An 18,125-nucleotide genomic window follows, 5' to 3' on the forward strand; every position below is an offset into this window, starting at 1 on the left:
AGAGGGATCCCCCATCTGCATTGGCTCAACCAACCAAGGTAATGAGCCTGTGCCTTCCTGTGCCTGTGCAAAAGCGCTGGCCATCCTTCCCAATCCAGAACTAAGTTGACACTCCCGCCGCCTGAAGGCGGGGGATTCTTACGCAGTCCACAGAAGGACCCGTAACGGCGTTGTCAAAGCGCCTCTAGACAGTTCCTTAAGGCAAAGCCCCAAGGTTCTGCTTACTTTCTTAAGCAGGTTGGCGGCAGCATTAGCATCAGCGTTGACCAACCACCCCTTTGCCGTTTGGTACAGGCCCCGCTTGACACGCTTCCCAGAGGGTCTCCACCCGTCGGGTTTTTCACCATAATTAGGTAGCTCATCTCCATCTAGGAAGCTCGCCTGCGAACTGTACGCCTCCTCCGCCTCGATAAACTCAATGCCATAGTGCTGACATAATTCCGCAATACGCTCCTTTAACCAACCTGTTGGAATTAAAACAAAGTTTTGGTTATTGACCTTCCCTAAACCGCATTCTTGCTTTTGTTCTTTGTTCCAACCAAAGATGATTCTCCCAATCGAGTGGTGCAAACAGAAGTCAATGACCTTGCGCGCAGCTTTGTGAATTGCATCTCGCATCCTCCGGCTTCTTTTTTCCGTAATTCGCTCAAGTTTCTGCGACCAAAACCCCTGCGGCTTGTCAGTCTTAAGCCTAGCCACCTCCTTGTTGTACCACTGGTTAAAGGATTTGACTTTGCGTCCGTCAATGATGAAGCTATGCCCTAAGTTGCTAACGCACGTAAGCCAGTTGTTTACTCCGTGGTCAATTGCTAGTACCTTTTTTGGATCCAGCGATTGCGGTTGAGCGGGCTTAGCATAGATCCACTCCAAGTAGAACACCCCATGCCTGGGCAGAATTCTTAGCTCCTTAATATTTTTCCAATCTAAGTTGGTAGGAAATCGTATCCAGAAAGCGTCTATCCCAAACCAAGCTTTGACCTGGTTGCCGAGCGGCACTCTGACTCTTCCTTCTTGGAACTTAAGCCACTTCTTCGGGTATGCTACCGTGAACATTCCCTTCTTACGGTAGCGCGGTAGGTTTGGTCTTAAGCTAATCTCTTCTTGCAAGAAAAGTTTCAGCTTTGTCTTAAAACTACTTAGTGCCTCAGCTACAGACTTACACGTCTGTTGTGCGGCGGAAACATACATTGCGATAAAGTGCTTGTTTTTGGTTCTCACCATTTCAGCGCAAAGCTCACCATAGCTTGCCAATCGCTTTGTTTTGAAATAGACTTGTCGCGCATAGTACAAAGCGCAGTTGTACACCTTATTAGACTGTTGACACAAGTACTCTAATACGGGGAGTAGCTCCCTGTCCCTGACGAGAACCTGCTGACAGCCGTACCCCATACTTGTTGGTAAGTGGCATGATAACTGCAGTCTAACATAAGTAAGCAACAATGCGAGAGGGAAGCCAACGGTACAATCACTACAACCATGCTGTGGGGCTAGCGGTTGTTCGCCTCGTTTTTTGCCCAAAGAGAAGGAAAAAGGTCTTGGTAGGAGAAGTCAGGAACAGGTTGTTTGAGCTATGGCAGGAGCTGTCTAGCGAGAAGGGTTGGCATGTGAGAGCGATTGAAATAGCTCCAGACCATGTCCACCTGTTTCTTGAGATTAAGCCTACCGACCCAATTCATCTTGTGGTAAAAGCATTCAAAGGTAGAGCTTCCAAATATTTAAGGCAGAAGTTTCCTAACCTGCGAAAACTACCTAGCCTTTGGAGCAGAAGTTATTTTTTCTGTACTGCGGGGAATGCTAGCGCTGAGGTAATTCAAAACTATATCAATGACCCACATCATTGGTAAGCGACTAAAGTCGCTCTCGGGCTTTTCCGCCCCGCGCTAAAGTGCGAGGCTACCAAGCTATCCCTCTGTGTAGGCTTAGCCAAAAGCCCAGCTTCGGGATCCAGAGCCCCAACTGGCCGGACAACGGCCATCTTCGGCTAGACTGTTCCAAAGTTGTCGCGCAAGCAGCGGGTCTTTTGTTGCCTGGCGCGAAGGCGAGTTGCCGGGGTTAAAAAAGCTGACATGAGAACTGTGGCCGTAACCTGGTTTCGCCCACCGCAGCTTCAGCTTCGTCCTCAGCACTGGCTGTGGAGCTGCCTCGGGGCAGCAGCCATCACAGCCCTCACGGCGGCTGCCGCTTGGGCGCGGCCGGTGTTGGAAGTGCGCATGACCATGGGCTTGCCCATCAGCCCCAACTACTGGTACCTGGTGGCCCTCAGCCGGGCCGGCAGCCCCGGCCCCACCGCCAATCTGGTGGATCCCAATGTCCGCGTCGGGCCCAATGAGTATGCTTTTGTCCAGAACTGGGACTACCTGATCCGGGTTACCCCCCTCAACGAAGAGTCGGTCTTGCAGTCCACCATCCAGCGGTTTGGCGAGCCGGAGCGGGAGTTTGCCGTCGGCTTCAACCAGGTGCGGGTGGAGCGCCTCAGCCGCGACCGCGACACCCTCCGCTTGCAGATCGACATCTCCGAGCTAGAGGGCCTCGACGGGCGGGATCAGGATATCCAGGTGGCTCTCCTCACCGCCCGCGCCCCCTTCCGCGTCGCCCCCGAGGAAACCAACTTGGCCATTGACGCCACCCGCGGCGAGCTGCCCCACTACTACCGCCTCAGCCTCTCCAACCAGCGGCAGGTGGTCGTGGACGATCCCCAGCGCCAGGAGACGATGCGCCGCAGCCGAGAATTGATCCAACAAAGTGGCTCCGGGGCTGCCCTCAGCCGCGAGCTCATCGAGGGGGGAGCCTTGGAAATTTTGGCCGCCAACATCCTCACCTTTGAGCTGCGCCTGGTGGATCGCTAGGGATCCGCTCCCCTGCGCGCCCAAGGCGGGGCCCAGATTGCCGCCATTTCAAGCCCCTTCTGCGCCAAGAGAAGCTGGGCTGGGATCCAACATCACAAACAGAAACGACTCCAGCCCCGCCAGGTAGGTGAGCGCCTGCTCCTGGGCCGCTTCCGGTTCTATCTGATGGGCTTGGGCCGCCTGCTCGATCAAGCTGGCCACCGCCACTGGCCCCTGCAAGAGGGATCCCAGCCAGGCCATCTGGGGAGCCGGAATGGCGAGGCGGCCGCGGCTGGCCCCCGGCCAGTTCATAGTAAACTCCAGCTTCTTTTCGTAGGCCTGGGCGAAGTTGCGGCGAAATTCGGCATTGTCCATCAGGATGGGGTTGAGCTGCACCCTGCCCTCCAGCCAGTCGGCGTCGCTCCAGGGCAAGACCAGGGAAGAGCCGGGGTGCTCGGCCCAAAAGTCGATCAGGCGGTGGTCGGGGTAGATCAGCTCGTAGAAGTGGTTTTGCTCGGCGGGAGAGAGCTTGTCCAGCTCCACCTGCAGCCAGGCCGGCATCGCCCTGTCTTTGAACAGCAGCGCCGGATCCCAGTCGGCGTAGTCCACCAGGCAAACCAAGCCCAGCTCCGCCTCCTGGAGCATACGCATCAAGTCTGGGATTAAAAACCCCTTGTCGCCGGGCAAGAGGTAGTTGGCGCGGATGTTGGTGTCGTCGCTGTAGATCTGGGGATCCCAGTGCAGGGAGACCCGCAGCTCGTCAGAGGCCAGGCTGGCCATGAACTCCCGCACCCGCCGGCAGGCTTCGGGCGTGGGCAGATCAAACAACCCCAGCAGCCGGAACGCCTCCTGCATGCGCAAGATCACCTGCCGCTGGTAGGCGTGGTGCAGGTTGGCCCGCAGGATGCCGTCCGGCTTGAGCACCCGCTTGAGCGCCTTCAAGCCCGCCACCGGATCCTCGAGCAAATAGAGCACGTCGTTGAGGCTGATGAAGTCAAACTGCTGCCCCAGTTGTTCAATTTCCAGCAGGTCGAGGGCGTACAGCTCCACCTCTCCGAAGCCGTGGTAGCGCAGGCGTCGCTCCGTCGCCCGCACCGACTCCGGCGAGAGGTCGCAGGCCACCAGCCGTGCCCCCGGGTTGGCCTCCGCCAAGATCAAGGTCTCCCAGCCGGAGCCACAGCCGACATTGAGGATGGCGATCCCCTCGCTGGGCAGGATGGCGCGGGTGCGGGCGTATTGGGCCGTCGTCCAGCTTGAGCGGTATAGGCTGCCGATGGCGTTGCGCCCTGAGGCCTCAACGGGCACGTTGGGATAGGGCAGTTCCTCGTAGACTTGCCGCAAAGACTCGGTCGTGCTGCCGGCCATGGGATCCGCTCCAAGAAGCTGCTCCCTATGCTACTGCCTCAGGAAGGCCGCGATGGCAGCGGCAATGGCCTCATTGCCCCCCCGATCCAACTTCTCCGACGCCTGGGGTGGGTAGGGGGGATCCCGCAGGAAGTCCCAGGATCCCGCAAAGAACTCTTCCGGCGAGAGGATGCGGTGCCATCCGTAGCGCCGCAATCCCTCCACCAACAGGGGCGACTCGGCAAACCCCGACCGGTTGACACAGGCCATGGGCGTGCCACAGCGCAGCGCCTCTGCCAAGGTGCCATAGCCCGGCTTGGACACCACCCAACGGCAGAGGGGCATGACATCCACCGGCCGCCACACCTGGCCGTCTAGAATCTGCAAGTTGGGCAGAGCAGGAGCCTTTGGGTCGAAGGTGAGAAACTGCCAGTCGGGAAAATCCGTCAGCCGCTCGTAAGGCAAGCCCTGCAACCCCAGCCCGCCAAAGGTTAACAAAACCGTGGGCCGCTCCCGCTCCAGCCCCAGGCGCCGGGCCACCTCCTCTCCTGAGTAGCGCGGATCCGACCCCGTCAGCCCCACTGCCTCTTGGTGAGGGAAGGCGGCCATAGGCTCGGCAAAGGGCAGGCGAAACAGCCGCTGGCAGCGCCCGTACAGCTCGCGGATCCAGGCCACCAAGGGCTGAAACTGGGGGCCGTAGTCTTGGTAGATAAAATCCCAGCCGAAGTTGCTGGCCATCCAGCAGGGGATCCCGGCGGCCTCGGCAATGGCGGTGGCGATGGGGGGCACATCCGCCAGGATCAACGGCACCCCCTGGCTGCGAATGAACTCGGCCTCCTCCCGGATGAGGTCGGCAGCCCCCGCTTGAAACGCCTTGAGAGCAGCCAGCGTGGCCGGCAGATCCGCCTGCAAGCCATCCGGCTGCACCACCCCCACATCCAAACCCCGCGGCCGGTGCACAAACTCCCCTTCCCCGTAGCGCTGCAGCAGCCAGGCGGGGGCCGGCGTCACCCAAATGGGCAGGATCTGCGCATCCTGCCGCCGCAAAGTGTTCACCACCGCCGCCAGCCGGGTGACGTGCCCAAACCCGTGGGCCGTTGCCGCTACATAGAGAGGAATGGGATTCACCGCCATAGCCTTAAGAAAGAACAGGCTGAGGTTTTTCCCGCCGGGATCCCCAGAGGTTGCCGGCCAAGATAAGTCCCAGGCCCAGCACCGATCCCGGCGCGATCGGCTCCCGCAACAGCACCCCAATCAGCCCCAGCGACAAGAATGGCGTTACATAGACCCAATTGGCCAGGGATCCGCGCTCGTGGGCCAGCTCCAGGGCCCGCAGCCAAAACACAAAAGTCAACCCCATCTCCGCCAAGCCGATGTAGGCTGCCCAGGCCAGCCCCGCCATTGTCCACCTCAGCTCCTGAAACGGCAAGAGCAGCAGGCAGTAGAAGCTGCCGAAGACAAACCCCATGAACAGCTTCAGCACCGCGTCCCGTCCATCCCGCACATTGAGCAGCCAGTAGAGGGCCCAAATGGCAGCGCTGCCCACCGCCAGCCCCACCCCCCAGGGATCCTCCACCTGCCAGGTGTCCCAGGATCCCCCCGTGGCCACCAGCACCGCCCCCACTAGGCTCATGCCCAAAGCCAGCAGCAGCCGCCCGCGCAGGCGCTCCCCCAACAGCGGCGCCGCCAAGAGAGCCAGCAGCAGCGGCCAGGTGTAATTCAAAGCCAGCGCCGCCTGGGCCGAGAGGCGATCATAGGCCTGGAACAGCACCCCGTAGTAGCCAAGCGGGTTAAGTAGCCCCTGCAGCGCCGACAAGGCAATCTGGGATCGCTTCTGCTGGCGGACAAGATGCGCCCGCCCTGTAGCCACCAGAACCATCCCCAAGATCAGGCAGGAGCTGCACGCGGAAAAAATTAGCAAAAGCGTTGGCGCAAGGTGTTGCAGGCCAAACTTAAAGGCGCTGGCCGCCGTGGCCCAGCCCAAGATAGCTGCCGCCAGGTAGGCATAAGCCCGCCAGGGATCCCTGCCCATCAAAAGCGGTCCAGATCCCTGTCGTCCGCCTTTGGCCTAGCTCCGGTGGAAAGGCCCAGCCGCGGCGCCACCACCCAAACGTAGAGCAGATAGCCCAGCCCCGCCACCACCGTCCACTTGAGAACGGTGCCGAAAACCCGGAAGATCAGCCCCACCAGCAGGATACAGCCCAAAATGGCCAAAACCGTCAGCAGCGGACGCCCCCACGTCTCAGCCCAAGCGCGAATGGCATTTCTCCCCTGAGACGAGCTCAGCTCCCCAGAGGCCCCAGTTGCCTGCTCCAGTTCAAGCTCAAGCTGTCTTAGCCGTTCTTGTTCTGAGAAAGAAAGATCCGACATAGGGAGCAGTCTCCAGAATCCAGCGCCATCTCCATCTTACGGGCTGCTCCCCAAACCCGGCAGGCTAGGCCCGCGCCGACGGGATCTCTTGGGCCATGGCGCGGAACAGATCCAGAGCCGGCCCAGGGCGACGGTTAGGACGCGGAGCCGGGATCTCGTTGGGCACAAACGGCTTCTCAACCACCACCTTGGGCTTGGCAGGCGTAGCCGTTGCCGCAGGGCTAGAGGACTGGGTTGGAGCGGATTGGGCAGGCGCCGGACGAAAAGGGCCGGTAACAAAATCCACTAGGCCGCCGAAGAGAATGCCAAAGAAGGAAAAAAGACCGCCGAACAGCTTTTTGAGGATGCCCATATAAGAGTTTGCCGATGTCGTAAAGTTCTGCAACTGGCCATTCATTATTGTTAAGAACGGGCAGCTTGGCTATAGGTAGATATGCTTTTTTCGACTCAGGGATCCCATACCTGCCTGCCGGTGGCATCAAACCGCCGCAGCGGCAGGGCCAACTCCAGCTCCTGCAGCTCCAGCGGCTCCGAGAAGCGCCGGCTGCGCCCCAGCTCAAAGCCATCCGCTGCCGCCGGATTCACCGCGTAGCCGATATCCGCCATGGCTCCCACCGTGAGGATGCTCAGGGGGTTGGGCACCCCCCGGTCGAGGCGGCTGGTCATCAGCTCGCGGCCCAAGACGCTCTCCCGCCAATGGGCATCGCGGGATCCCTCCCCAAACTGATTCTCTAAAGGAACAGAAGGGGCGTTCCCCCCCAATGTGATAAAAGCGTCAACTGCCCGCGGGCCGATAAAGCGGGGGTCATAGCCCGGCGGCGTCGGCTGATCCCGCCCCACCAACCCTACCGTCAGCCCCTTGGGATCCCAGACGCTGGGCAAAAAGCCAAGCGCATGGCCCAACTCGTGCAGGGCAGTAATGGGCAGATCCCCCCGCTCTTCCAAAGCCGAGAGGTTTTGGCTGTTGAAGAGCACAATTGAATAGAACGGCAAGCCATTCGAGGCCCGCACAAAGCAAGGAGCCGCCCCCCCCAAAACCCGCTCGTTGCCTAGGTCTCTCGCCCTCACCTCTACCAACAGATCGTCAATGGGGAAATTGAGCGGCGTGCTGGGAAATCCCCGATTGCATGCGTCGGCCTGAATAGAGGTGGGGGGCAAATCTGGCTGGTCCCCGACAATGATCTGCTGCCATCTCAAGGCCGCGCTGCGGACAATGGCTTGCTGACTGGGAGTGAGGCTGTTGTCGGGAAAGCGAAGGTCGATCGTGAACTGGGGAACAGAGGTAGGCGTCAGCGAAGGCAGAACAGTCGGGGTAGGGGTGAGGACGACAGCTGGAGTAGAGGTGGGAACGATGGTTGGAATGGGAGTAGGAATGACACTTACCGAAGAGGAACCACCACTTCTCCCGCAAGCCTTGAGCGCCAGCAGCAAGAGCATCGCCACCAGGGATCCGATCGGGCGCAAGCTCCACGTTCTGCCGCCAAGCTTCCGAAAATCCTTCACACTGCCTCCCAACCCAAAAGCCCCACAGCCCAGACAGATCATACCGGTTGCCTCCATTTGCCGAGCAGGATTGGCCCTGGGCTCTGCCACCCATACCCATTCTCAATGGGCGATGTCTAGGAGGCTGGGGAAACCTCTGTGGATCCTCATGAACAAAAACTGGGGCCTGAATGACACAGCAAGGATAGCTTGGTAGCCCCGTATTTTAGTGCGGCGAGGAAAAGCCCGTAAGCAAGTTGCTCGCCAATGGTGTGATTGTTGATGAGGCGTGCCCTTCCTAGGCAAGCACCCAAAACGGTGAAAAACCCGAGTAGGGGCAAGCGCCCAGGAGATGTCTCAGCTAACTTGCTAAGTAGGCAGAACTTTGGGGCTTTGCCCCAAGGAACTGTCTAGAAGCGTCTTGACAGCCCCCTTGCGAGTCCGTTCCTGGACTGCGTAAGAATCCCCTGCCTTTAGGCAGTGGGAGTGTGAATAATAACAGTCACCTCAAGAGTGAGCGAAGATGGGCCTGGCGGCACGTTTTTTTGAGCCCTTTCAATCCAGCAGGTCGGAAGAACCGTCTTCCTCTTCTAGGCTCCAACCCGCCCCCAAAGCGTCCGCTGCTGCCGCCCGCAACGCCTGAGTGTCCGCCCACAACTGCGCAGGATCCGATAGCGGATCCGACAAAGGCACCAAACGCAAGATGCGGCTCTCTTGAACCAGATCGATCACCACACTGGGCCGTTCCCCCTCCAGGCCTGCCACCTCCGAGGGGGAGGGATCCCGCAAGCAGGCGTAGTCAAAGCTGTTTAGGTTGAGATAAAGGCTGCGATTGGCCACCAAGGTAGCCGCCGTTGCATCCTGAAACACCTCCATCACATAGCCCTCCCCCTGCTTTCGTACCCGACCATCGACAATATCGAAGTAGCGAACCCGCCCCAGATCCGCCAGAAGACGGTAAATATCCCGCTTATTAACCAAAATTCCGCTATCTACGATACAGGGGGCACAAGGACGAGTGTCTGTCATGGAGCAGTCGGTCTTGGGGAGCAAGCGGATCGACAACAGGCAAGAAGCAATTAGAAGTAATGCTCAACAACAGCTAGCAACCATCGCAAATCCTCTAGAAAATAGCAACCCCCCACAAGTCTAAGACTCGGGCAAACAAAACCAGAGAACCTCAGGCAATCAAGACGAGAAAAAGTCAACAGCCCTACAAACTTAAGCCATTGCAGTACAGCCCTTTGCTTTGCTCCAAAAAGCCTCTAGCCTGCTTCTCGGAAAGGCTCAGTTCTGGCCTCCCTCGAATGTACCACAGCTTTCCAAAAAGGGGCACCGATCCCTCCCAGGTAAAGGACAAGGGAAACTGGTCAATAGCCAGCAGATTTTCATCTGTATATTGTGGGAAAATAGGTGATTAAAGGGTTTGAGACACTAGATATTGTAGGTAAGGGTGAGGACGGGCCATCGCGACCGAACCTCTGCCCTAGGATGGATCTTGGCTACCCTTTTGATTTACTTGTCCAGATCGTCTGTCATCGATGACGAAAGCTTGCCAACAGCCTGTTGGGCCGCACCACCCACCGCTTGACCAACTTGGGGGCCGAGAGGGGTAGCCTCAGTTAGACGAGTTCTGCTTAGAACATCCAAGAGGCTCTATTAGGTTTAAAGTGAGGAGTAACCCGACAAAGAGTGAGGCTCGACCATGACGCTGGCTCAGGAGGCAACCGCCCAAATCCCCGCCTTTTGCGAAGGGATCCGCTACTTTGGCGATCCCTGGCCGGAATTCGACCGCCTGGGTCAGGAGCCTGCAGTGGATGCTGCCACCGGCAAGCTGCGGGATCCGGGCAGTCGCATGGCCGCCTACCAAACCCTGCTCTATGCCGATGCGCTGCGCTATCTCACGCTGCAGATGACCGCCAGCAAAGCCTCGGGCCACCCGGGCGGCTTTGCCAGCCAAGCGGAAGCCTACGCCGCTTTGGTGTACTTGGGCCAAAAGAACATCCCTACCGAAGTGGGCCACCACGCGCCCGGATTCTATGCCGCCATGTTCTTGGATGGATCCCTATCAGAAATGGGCATCCACACCGTCGCCGACTTGCAGGCCCGCTTTCGGGAACGAGAAGGGCTGCTGGGGCACCTGTCGGGCTACATCCCCGGCCTGCTGGCGCCAGCAGGGCCGCTGGGGCAGGGGCAGCACTTTGCTATGGCCGCCGCTCTGCTTTACCCAGACCGTCTCTTCCCCGTCACCATCGGCGATGGGGGCCTGGGGGAGCCCTACGTGATGAGCTCCATGATCCACTTTCACACCGCCTTCCCGCAGCGCACCAACTTCCTGCCGGTGCTGGTCTGGAACGGCTACAGCCAAGAGCACCACAGCATGATCTCTACCTTCACCAACGCTCAGATGGCCGAGTACTGGCGGGGCAACGGCTTTGAGGAAGTGGTGCTGGTGGATGCCAAAGACTTCGACGATGCCCAACAGCCTGGCCCCTACGTGGATAGCACCCAATTTTCCCTGGAAGCCCGCTTGGCCTTTGTCCAAAGAGTGCTGGTAGAGATGGAACGGGCCATCCAGTGCGCTCTAGGCGGCCACCTGACGGTTTTCATCCTCAAGCAACTGAAGGGGGCAGGCGTGCACGCCAAGGGATCCAAATCCCACAACCTCTACGCCCACCACACCTTGGATCACCCCGACATCGTGGCCGCTCTGGAGGCACGGGCCCTGCACCCAGCCGCTTGGGCTCTGGTGCGCCAAAATTGTGAACGGGCTGCTGGCGGGCCAGCCGCCAAGGTAGCTGTCACGGAGTCCGTCCGGCCCTTGCCGCCGCTGGGATCCCTGAACTTAACCGAGTTCCCCCTCGGCGATAAGCAGGTTTCCACCACTGCCATCGGCGCCCTGGTGCTACAGGTGGGGCAGAAAGACCCCGACTTTCTGGTGGCCAACGCTGACGGCAATGAGGCCTCTGGCCTTGCCAATGTCAACCAGGGCCTGAAAGTGATCCACCCCACGGCGGATCCCCTCTACAACCAACAGCCCCAAGGGCAGGTCTACGAACCCCTTAGCGAAGATGCTTGTGCCGGCCTGACGGCAGGCCTGGCGCTCTTTGGCGGGCGCTCCCTGTGGTGTTCTTACGAATCCTTTGCCGTCAACGGCCTGCCCATCTGGCAGACGGTAACCCAGGCGATGGCCGAGCTGCGCCGCCCCACCCCTTCCGCCATTGCTCTCTACACCGCCGGAGCCCTGGAACAAGGCCGCAACGGCTGGACCCACCAGCGGCCGGAAATTGAGGCCTACCTAGCGGCCATGATGCGCAACGGCAACATTTTCCCCCTCTTTCCCCCCGACGCCAACTGCGCCCAAGCCGCCTACGAGTGGGCCTTGTCTACCTACAACAAAGGGATCCCGATCTTTGCCAGCAAAACCCCCCTGCCCATCCGCACCACCCTGGAACAGGCTCGCCAAGCAGTAGAGCAGGGCTGCACCGTGCTGCAGGAAGTGCCCGGATCCCGCACAGTGGTCTTTGCCGTGGTGGGGGATATGATCCTCCTGCCCGTCTTTGCCGCCGCTGAACAGCTCAAGGCCCAGGGGATCGGCAGCAAAATTGTCTCTGTGGTCAGCCCCCGCCGCCTCTATCGCCCCGTCGACGTGGCCTGGTCCACCTGTGCTCAGCCAGATGGGGAATTCATGTCCGACCAAGAATTTGCCGCTTGGTTTGCCGGCGAAGCCCTTATCGGCGTGACCGGCGGCTCCAGCCTGATGTTGGAGCCCCTGTTGCTGCGCTACACTGGCCCGCGCGACATCTTTGCCTGGAAACGCGGCGAAACCACCGCCACCCCTACTGAGCTCATGGACTACAACGGCCTGACAGCCCAGGCATTGGCGGAGCGAGCTAAGCAACTGCTAGGCTAAGGGCGAGCTTTTAGCTTGGTCAGCATTGTCCACCTTATTTTTTCCTATGACTGAGGCTAGCTATCTCCGAGAGAAGCTTGAGAGTATATCTCCCACCGAGAGGGTAGAGCGAATTGTTGTCCAACGCTTTGCTGTTCCTCTCCTGCAGGCGCTTGGCTTTGACGAGTTGGAAATTAGAGAAGAATTCGAGACAGGTTGCGGCCAGGTCGATCTCGCAGCAAGAAAGAACGTAGATCCTGAAGATATTTTCTTGAGATCCCCGAAGAATCCCTACTTGCTTTTGGAGGCAAAATCTAGAGCAGTTAATCTCAGAGAAGGATCTTACTATAGAGATGCAGTTTGTCAGATAGAAAGTTACTTGCTCGCCAAGAACTGCAAATCTGCAAAATGGGGAATTATCACCAATGCAAATAACATCCAGCTTTGGAGGAAGCACGGAAAAGTCGTTCACCCCGCTACAGCAAACCTTGATATTAGCTCAGATAACATTGAGAGCATAGTGCGTAACTTGCGAGACAAGATAGAAAACTATGAGCGCGCTCTGACTGTATGCGTGTATAACAATAAAGGGGGCGTAGGCAAAACAACGACGGTCATTAACCTTGCGGCAACACTAAAAACCAAGGGAAAAAAGGTCTTAGTTGTTGACTTTGATTCTCAGGGTGATCTGACAGGAAGTTCGGGAGTCACTCCTGGAAAAATTACACTGACGCAATGTTTAAAGGATCCCAAAATAGACGTCCATGCCATTGTCCAAACATATAGACTCAGGGGTATTCCCATCTTCGACATTATCCCAAGAGACCCTGAACTAGAGACGTTGACTGATAGCCGGGCAGTAGCATATATCCCAAAGGGAACTCGGCGCCTTCGCGATCTCATTGCCCCTCTTCGCAATGAGTATGATTACATCCTAATCGACTGCCCAACTCAATGGCTTTACTTTAGCCAGAGTGGTGTTTTTGCTGCCGATGTTATTTTGATACCTACCCGCCCCGACGATCTGTCTTCCCTGAATAATGCTGCTAGAGTAATCACCCAGTTTATTCCAGAAACTGCTAGGTCACGACAGGATGGTGGCCCTATTGCTTTGCCTGCCTTTTTCAACGGCGTCTCTTCGAGAAGTGAATCCACTATTCAACTAGCTAACAAAGAGATATGGAAGCTTATCAACCAGGAGAAAAGTGTAGATCTACTTCATTTCTGGCCGCATTTTAAGAAAGGTAATGAAAACAAAAGCATTTTTAGGATACCTGACTATGCAGTGATATCCTCTGCAAAGTTTGATCGAGTTCCTGCCGTCTTTAAGGACAGGAGAGTTTTAGAATACTACCAGAGTCTTGCCCGTGAGTACTTTATCGATGAGTGAGTTTTCAGATCTAGGTAGGTTGGTTAACTTACCCCTTGAGAGCATTACGCCCGCCGACGGGTTTTCTGCTCCCTCCTTCCTTGTTGCCGCAGCCGCAGATCAGCTAAGGGCGACAGGAGGACACAACTGGGTTCCTCTGCTGGTGGTCGAGGCTGGCAACTATCAGTACAAGGCCATTGGTAACCATTTTGTCTATGCAGTTGCTCGAGAGGCAGGGCTGGAGAGGCTCTGGTGCATTGTTGTCGATCCCGACCCAGAGCAGGTTAAGCAGGCCCAAATCCTCACCAGAGAAATTGTCCCAAAGGTGAATCTGACAGAGGCCCCGAGAGAAACTATCTTGGCCGCGTTGAGATACCTGGCCGAGCAGCCCGGCACCCCCCTTAAGGGAGTTGATATAACCATTGCAGCCGCGCGAATTGCGGAGGCAGATAGGAGCTGGTGGCAGGACTTAACCCCCATAACCAAGCTGGGGTGCAAAATTACACGAGGCAAAAAGTTGGAGGCCCTGAAAGAAGTATTTTTTCTAGCTCCTACAGCGCCACCTCCTAGCCAGAAGAAGTCGTCTAAAAAATCCACAGCATCTGCCAGGGCCAAGAAAACAAGCGCAACTCGCTCCCGCAAAAAGAAAGAGGGCTAGAAGGGATCCTCCCCCCCTGCAGAACAAGGCCGGCCTTTAGTACCGTCGTTTTCCCGCCCAAAGGCCCACCAGCGCTGCCTGGCCCCAGGGATCCACCTTCACCTCTGCTCGCAGGGTTTCTGGATTGCGGCGGATCTCTGGTTCCAGATCATCGCCCAGCGCTTCTGGAATGAAAAACTCTTCGATCCCAAACCTAAGCTGCCGCCCATCAAACCACCCTTGCAGGACAACCTCCCCAGGCCGCAGCTCCCTGGGCCGGTCGCGACTGATGGCAATGGCCTGCCAGGGTCGAGCAGGATCCCCGGCAGGAGGGGCCAAGCGCAGGTAGAGGATCCCTGGCTTAGCGAGCTCAGGGGACCAGCCGGGCAGTTTCTCTAGGGTGGAAAGCTGGGCAACGGTGTAGCTCAAAGCTACGTAGCGGCCCCGCAAGGGGTCATAGGGATCCAGAGGAGCAATCTGCAAGTAGATCGGGGAGCCAGTGGCAAGGGTAAGCGCCTTCCGAGCTGGCACCAGCCCAACCAGGCCCACCTGCAGCACCAGGGCCAGCCAAAACAGGGATCCCTTAAGAAAAGGAGGCGACATTGCCAGCCGACGAGAGCAACTTCCTGCACAAAGATGCTATCCTAGTTAAGCATCTTCCCGGCTCAGTAGCTCAGCGGTAGAGCAGGGGACTCATAAGCCCTGGGTCGCGTGTTCAAATCACGCCTGAGCCATCCTTCCTAAGGCTCTGGTTACAGCTTGTGGAGGACAGTTAAGCTGGAGCTCCGGCTTTTGCTCTCAGGTTGCAAGAGGCGGCACTTCCAAGGGCGAGCAAAGCCCCTTGAGCTATTCCGATCCCGGATAAAAGCCGAGATCCATTACCTGCTCAAGCGTGTAGGGACACTCGGCGGGCAGATCCTCTTCCGAGAGCGGCGTTTCTTTCACCACCAACAGGATCCCGTCTTGGTAAGCCTCTGGCAGAGCTGCCAAAAGCTCAGGCTTTAGGCTAGGACTCTCTTTGAGCAATTGCTGGATTTGGCGACGTTGTTCGCTAATAGTTGCCCGCCAACTTTTGCCGCGAAGCTGGAGCTGGAACTGCCCCTTGAGGAGGTGTCCCGGCAGGATCCCCAAGCGATTGACCAATTCGCGGCGCTCTTGCCTGCCCAAAGCCTCGATTTCCTCTGCCAGATGGCCCGCTCGCTCCGAGAGGCAGGGTTTCGCTTTGAGCAGTTGGAACAATTCTACATGCCTAGCCAACCAAAGTGGGTCGGCTACACCTACTGGGGTATAGCCTCCCCTGAGCCGGAGGGGGGATCCCAGGCAGGTTAGCCGCTTCTAAAGCCCGACCTTGCCTTTCTCAGGGCTAGTCACAGAACTGCAGCCGGGATTGCGGCTGTCGCATGGCCGGATCCAGCTCGCAGATCAGCTCGAAGTTGATCACCCGCCAGCGCTGCGGCGAGCCACCGGCTCCTTCAGGAAGCTGGGAGCTGAAGCTAACCGGCAGGCCGTAGAGGCGGGGTGGGCCGGGGCGCCGCTGGGATCCCTGCTCCAGGTAGGGGGTGAGCAAAGAGCGGTAGCGCTCGGCCACGATCACCTGCGTGGCCCGCATCCCCTGCATGCGCAGGCGATCCAGCTCTTCGTGAATCTCGAAGCGGATCCCATCGGCATGGGTGTGCTGGCGGTACCAGCGGCCTTCCCAGAGGCGCCAACGCCGCCCTGATTGCAGGTGAACCAGCTCCTCTTGCTCGGGATCTGCCTCAAAGGCGCCGTGGCGATGGCAGAGGTAGGTATCGGTCAGGGTAAGGGCCGCAATCGTCTGCCGACAGTGGGGGCATTGAATGCTGGGGCCAAAGATGGGATAGGAGAAAGCAACGGTCATAGGAAACCCCACAGAATGCGGCTGGGTGTCTGGGCAAATCCGCGGCTGTCCACATTAATTATAGGTGTGGCCTTTTGCAGATCTGGCTCACGCGGATCCCTCTGGCCAAATCCGACAAAGTATTCTAAGATCATAGCCAGGGAAAAGCCTGCCCAAAGCCCCCCGCGACGGCAGGTAGATTCCCAAGGATCTCCGCAATGATAACGGGGAGTGGGTAGCGCCCACTTCTTTGCTTTTTTAGGGGGAAGATGCCCCCGCTGCCGGCTCCAGCTTCGCTGGGCTGGGATCTGGCCGTTACACCGAGTTGGCGATGAGTTGGCTATGGTTCACCCTCTGATCCCGCAGTTGGAGAGTCTGGCCCGTCCCTTGGCCGCTCGACTGGGGTACGAGTTGGTACAGATGGTTTTTCACACCAACCAGTATCCGCCGGTGCTGCGGGTGGATATCCGTCCGCTGGATCCGGAGCAGGAAACCAGCCACGCCGATTGCGAAGCTATGAGCCAGGCCTTGGAAGTGGAGCTGGATCGAGTGGATCTGATCCCCGGCCATTATGTGCTGGAGGTCTCCAGCCCCGGCATCAGCAACCTCCTCATCAGCGACCGCGACTTTGTGGTTTTCAAAGGGTTTGCGGTGGAGGTGACGGTGGATCCCCCCTACAAGGGCAAAGCTGTCTGGTCAGGGCATCTGCTGGGTCGGGATGAGGAGAAAGTTGCCCTATCCCTCAAGGGACGGCGCGTGCAGTTGCCCCGCGCCTCGGTGCAGCGGGTTGTCCTCTCAGGGGCGGAAACCGAGTAGAGGAATGGGGATAGAGAGGACGTTCGAGCGCGAAGTGTGTTGCCCTGTCTTCGCGTCGGAGCTGCCTGCTGTGCGGCGATGCATTTCCCGTCAGGATTGCGGAGCAACAGTGATAGCAGTTTCATCCCAGCTTAAGTTGCATTAGGAGGACAACAGCTTATGTCGATGGTGCCTCTGCCCGGTTTGGCAGAAATGGTGGAGATGATCTCGCGGGAGCGCAACTTGCCCCGCCATGCGGTCACCAACGCCTTGCGGGAGGCGCTGCTCAAGGGCTACGAACGCTACCGCAAAACCATTCAGCGAGATGTCGTCTTTGAAGAAGACCACTTCCGCAACTTCGATGTGGAGCTGGATGTGGAGGCAGGGGGCTTTCGCATTTTGGCCACCAAAACCATTGTCGAGGAGGTACGGGATCCAGATCACGAGATCTCCCTGTACGACGTGCAGCAGGACTACCCGGAAGCCGAAGTTGGCTGGGAAGTAACCAATGACGTCACTCCCCAACAGGCGGAGTTTGGCCGCATGGCGGCCATCCAAACCAAGCAGGTGCTGGCCCAGAAGTTGCGTGACCAGCAGCGCCGCCTGATTCAAGAAGAGTTCCGCGACCTGGAAAATACCGTGTTGCAGGCACGGGTGCTGCGCACGGAGCGGCAGACGGTGATCATGGCGGTATCCAGCGGTTTTGGGCAGCCGGAGGTGGAAGCCGAACTGCCCAAGAAGGAGCAGTTGGCCAGCGATCGCTACACCCCCAACGCGGTGATGAAGGTCTACCTCAAAAAGGTATACGAGGGATCCCGGCGGGGGCCGCAGCTTTTGGTTTCTCGGGCCGACGCCGGCTTGGTGGTGAACCTGTTCGCCAACGAGGTGCCGGAGATCGAAGAGGACATTGTGCGCATCGTGGCGGTGGCGCGGGAGGCCAACCCGCCTTCCCGCAACGTGGGGCCGCGCACCAAGATTGCCGTCGATACCGTGGAGCGGGACGTGGATCCGGTGGGGGCCTGTATTGGGGCAAGGGGATCCCGGATTCAGGCGGTGGTGGCAGAGCTGCGCAACGAGAAGATCGACGTCATCCGCTGGTCGCCGGATCCGGCCACCTACATCGCCAACGCCCTCAGCCCGGCCAAGGTGGTGGAGGTGCGGTTGGTGGATCCGGAGATCCAACAGGCCCATGTGCTGGTGACCAGCGACCAGCTCAGCCTGGCCATCGGCAAAGAGGGGCAAAATGTGCGCCTGGCCGCTCGCCTCACTGGCTGGAAAATTGACATCAAGGAAGTGGAGAGCTACCGGGCAGCGCTGGAGGAGGCGCAAGCGCAGGGGCTGCCGTATCCCTTCATCACGCCGGCGGCTTTGGAGCGCTTCCGGCGGCGGGAAGAGCGAGCCGCTTTGGGGCTGGACGAGGAGTACCCAGAGAAGCTTCGCCTAGAGGAGGAGCTGGAAGAGGACGATAGGCTGGAGGAAGACTGGGTCGAGGAAGACGAGGACTTCGACTACGACGCCGAGTTCGACATCGCCCAGCCCAAGGCCTAGAGCCG

Annotated in this window: 18 protein-coding genes and 1 tRNA gene; 8 read left to right on the forward strand and 11 right to left on the reverse strand. The window is 58.5% G+C overall.

The genetic code is table 11. From position 1 onward, the window contains the following. Positions 1 to 138 precede the first annotated feature (138 nt). Positions 139 to 1,389, reverse strand: coding sequence for an RNA-guided endonuclease InsQ/TnpB family protein (locus tag CYA_RS02060; RefSeq protein WP_011429344.1), 1,251 nt, complete (start codon positions 1,387 to 1,389; stop codon positions 139 to 141). A gap of 50 nt (positions 1,390 to 1,439) precedes the next feature. Here CYA_RS02060 and tnpA point away from each other — a divergent pair, with 50 nt between their 5' ends. Then, on the forward strand, positions 1,440 to 1,844 hold the full coding sequence (gene tnpA / locus CYA_RS13930) for an IS200/IS605-like element ISSoc6 family transposase (RefSeq protein ID WP_011429345.1): 405 nt from the start codon (positions 1,440 to 1,442) through the stop codon (positions 1,842 to 1,844). A 222-nt stretch (positions 1,845 to 2,066) separates the two neighbouring features. Next, on the forward strand, positions 2,067 to 2,846 hold the full coding sequence (locus CYA_RS02065) for a hypothetical protein (RefSeq protein ID WP_041438081.1): 780 nt from the start codon (positions 2,067 to 2,069) through the stop codon (positions 2,844 to 2,846). A gap of 48 nt (positions 2,847 to 2,894) precedes the next feature. Here CYA_RS02065 and CYA_RS02070 read toward each other — a convergent pair whose 3' ends face one another. The 7 genes from CYA_RS02070 to CYA_RS02100 all read right to left on the reverse strand — a co-directional run bounded on the left by CYA_RS02070 (position 2,895) and on the right by CYA_RS02100 (position 9,002). After that, positions 2,895 to 4,190 (reverse strand): class I SAM-dependent methyltransferase, encoded by a 1,296-nt coding sequence (locus CYA_RS02070; RefSeq protein WP_011429347.1) that lies wholly within the window; start codon positions 4,188 to 4,190, stop codon positions 2,895 to 2,897. Positions 4,191 to 4,220: 30 nt separating this feature from the next. After that, positions 4,221 to 5,303, reverse strand: coding sequence for a hypothetical protein (locus CYA_RS02075; RefSeq protein WP_011429348.1), 1,083 nt, complete (start codon positions 5,301 to 5,303; stop codon positions 4,221 to 4,223). 4 nt (positions 5,304 to 5,307) lie between these two features. Next, positions 5,308 to 6,201 carry a DMT family transporter gene (locus tag CYA_RS02080; RefSeq protein ID WP_011429349.1) on the reverse strand — a complete coding sequence of 298 codons (894 nt, stop codon included), beginning with the start codon at positions 6,199 to 6,201 and terminating at the stop codon, positions 5,308 to 5,310. After that, positions 6,201 to 6,539 (reverse strand): hypothetical protein, encoded by a 339-nt coding sequence (locus CYA_RS02085; protein ID WP_011429350.1) that lies wholly within the window; start codon positions 6,537 to 6,539, stop codon positions 6,201 to 6,203. The genes CYA_RS02080 and CYA_RS02085 overlap by 1 nt, the downstream gene beginning before the upstream one ends. 64 nt (positions 6,540 to 6,603) lie before the next feature. Then, the gene (locus tag CYA_RS02090; protein WP_099834676.1) at positions 6,604 to 6,891 is read right to left on the reverse strand and encodes a hypothetical protein; all 288 of its coding nucleotides are present in this window, start codon (positions 6,889 to 6,891) and stop codon (positions 6,604 to 6,606) included. A gap of 95 nt (positions 6,892 to 6,986) precedes the next feature. Further along, positions 6,987 to 8,042, reverse strand: coding sequence for a leishmanolysin-related zinc metalloendopeptidase (locus tag CYA_RS02095; RefSeq protein ID WP_228375409.1), 1,056 nt, complete (start codon positions 8,040 to 8,042; stop codon positions 6,987 to 6,989). 534 nt (positions 8,043 to 8,576) lie between these two features. After that, positions 8,577 to 9,002: a hypothetical protein gene (locus CYA_RS02100; RefSeq protein WP_228375410.1), complete on the reverse strand. Its 426-nt coding sequence runs from the start codon at positions 9,000 to 9,002 to the stop codon at positions 8,577 to 8,579. A gap of 724 nt (positions 9,003 to 9,726) precedes the next feature. Between CYA_RS02100 and CYA_RS02105 the strand changes: the two genes are divergently transcribed. From CYA_RS02105 to CYA_RS02115, 3 genes are read left to right on the forward strand one after another with little or no spacing between them, the layout of a single operon-like run. Beyond that, positions 9,727 to 11,934 carry a transketolase gene (locus CYA_RS02105; RefSeq protein ID WP_011429355.1) on the forward strand — a complete coding sequence of 736 codons (2,208 nt, stop codon included), beginning with the start codon at positions 9,727 to 9,729 and terminating at the stop codon, positions 11,932 to 11,934. 46 nt (positions 11,935 to 11,980) lie between these two features. After that, positions 11,981 to 13,303: an AAA family ATPase gene (locus tag CYA_RS02110; protein WP_011429356.1), complete on the forward strand. Its 1,323-nt coding sequence runs from the start codon at positions 11,981 to 11,983 to the stop codon at positions 13,301 to 13,303. Further along, positions 13,296 to 13,940 carry a hypothetical protein gene (locus tag CYA_RS02115; protein WP_011429357.1) on the forward strand — a complete coding sequence of 215 codons (645 nt, stop codon included), beginning with the start codon at positions 13,296 to 13,298 and terminating at the stop codon, positions 13,938 to 13,940. Before CYA_RS02110 ends, CYA_RS02115 begins: the two co-directional genes overlap by 8 nt. Before the next feature lie 36 nt (positions 13,941 to 13,976). Here CYA_RS02115 and CYA_RS02120 read toward each other — a convergent pair whose 3' ends face one another. Further along, complete coding sequence (locus CYA_RS02120; protein ID WP_011429358.1) at positions 13,977 to 14,522, reverse strand: GDYXXLXY domain-containing protein; 546 nt, start codon at positions 14,520 to 14,522, stop codon at positions 13,977 to 13,979. Positions 14,523 to 14,581: 59 nt separating this feature from the next. On the opposite strand from CYA_RS02120, the gene CYA_RS02125 reads away from it, so the two are divergent. Further along, positions 14,582 to 14,653 (forward strand) — tRNA-Met (locus tag CYA_RS02125). 112 nt (positions 14,654 to 14,765) lie between these two features. Here the strand turns inward: CYA_RS02125 and CYA_RS02130 are convergent. Further along, entirely contained in the window at positions 14,766 to 15,176 is a 411-nt protein-coding gene (locus CYA_RS02130; RefSeq protein ID WP_011429359.1) for a DUF29 domain-containing protein, read from the reverse strand. A gap of 106 nt (positions 15,177 to 15,282) precedes the next feature. Then, positions 15,283 to 15,798, reverse strand: coding sequence for a TIGR02652 family protein (locus CYA_RS02135; RefSeq protein WP_011429361.1), 516 nt, complete (start codon positions 15,796 to 15,798; stop codon positions 15,283 to 15,285). 321 nt (positions 15,799 to 16,119) lie between these two features. Here CYA_RS02135 and rimP point away from each other — a divergent pair, with 321 nt between their 5' ends. Then, positions 16,120 to 16,593 (forward strand): ribosome maturation factor RimP, encoded by a 474-nt coding sequence (gene rimP / locus CYA_RS02140; RefSeq protein WP_011429363.1) that lies wholly within the window; start codon positions 16,120 to 16,122, stop codon positions 16,591 to 16,593. A gap of 159 nt (positions 16,594 to 16,752) precedes the next feature. Beyond that, positions 16,753 to 18,120 (forward strand): transcription termination factor NusA, encoded by a 1,368-nt coding sequence (gene nusA / locus CYA_RS02145; protein WP_011429364.1) that lies wholly within the window; start codon positions 16,753 to 16,755, stop codon positions 18,118 to 18,120. The last annotated feature ends 5 nt before the right edge of the window (positions 18,121 to 18,125 follow it).

This window comes from Synechococcus sp. JA-3-3Ab (genome assembly GCF_000013205.1).
Taxonomy (GTDB): Bacteria; Cyanobacteriota; Cyanobacteriia; order Thermostichales; family Thermostichaceae; genus Thermostichus.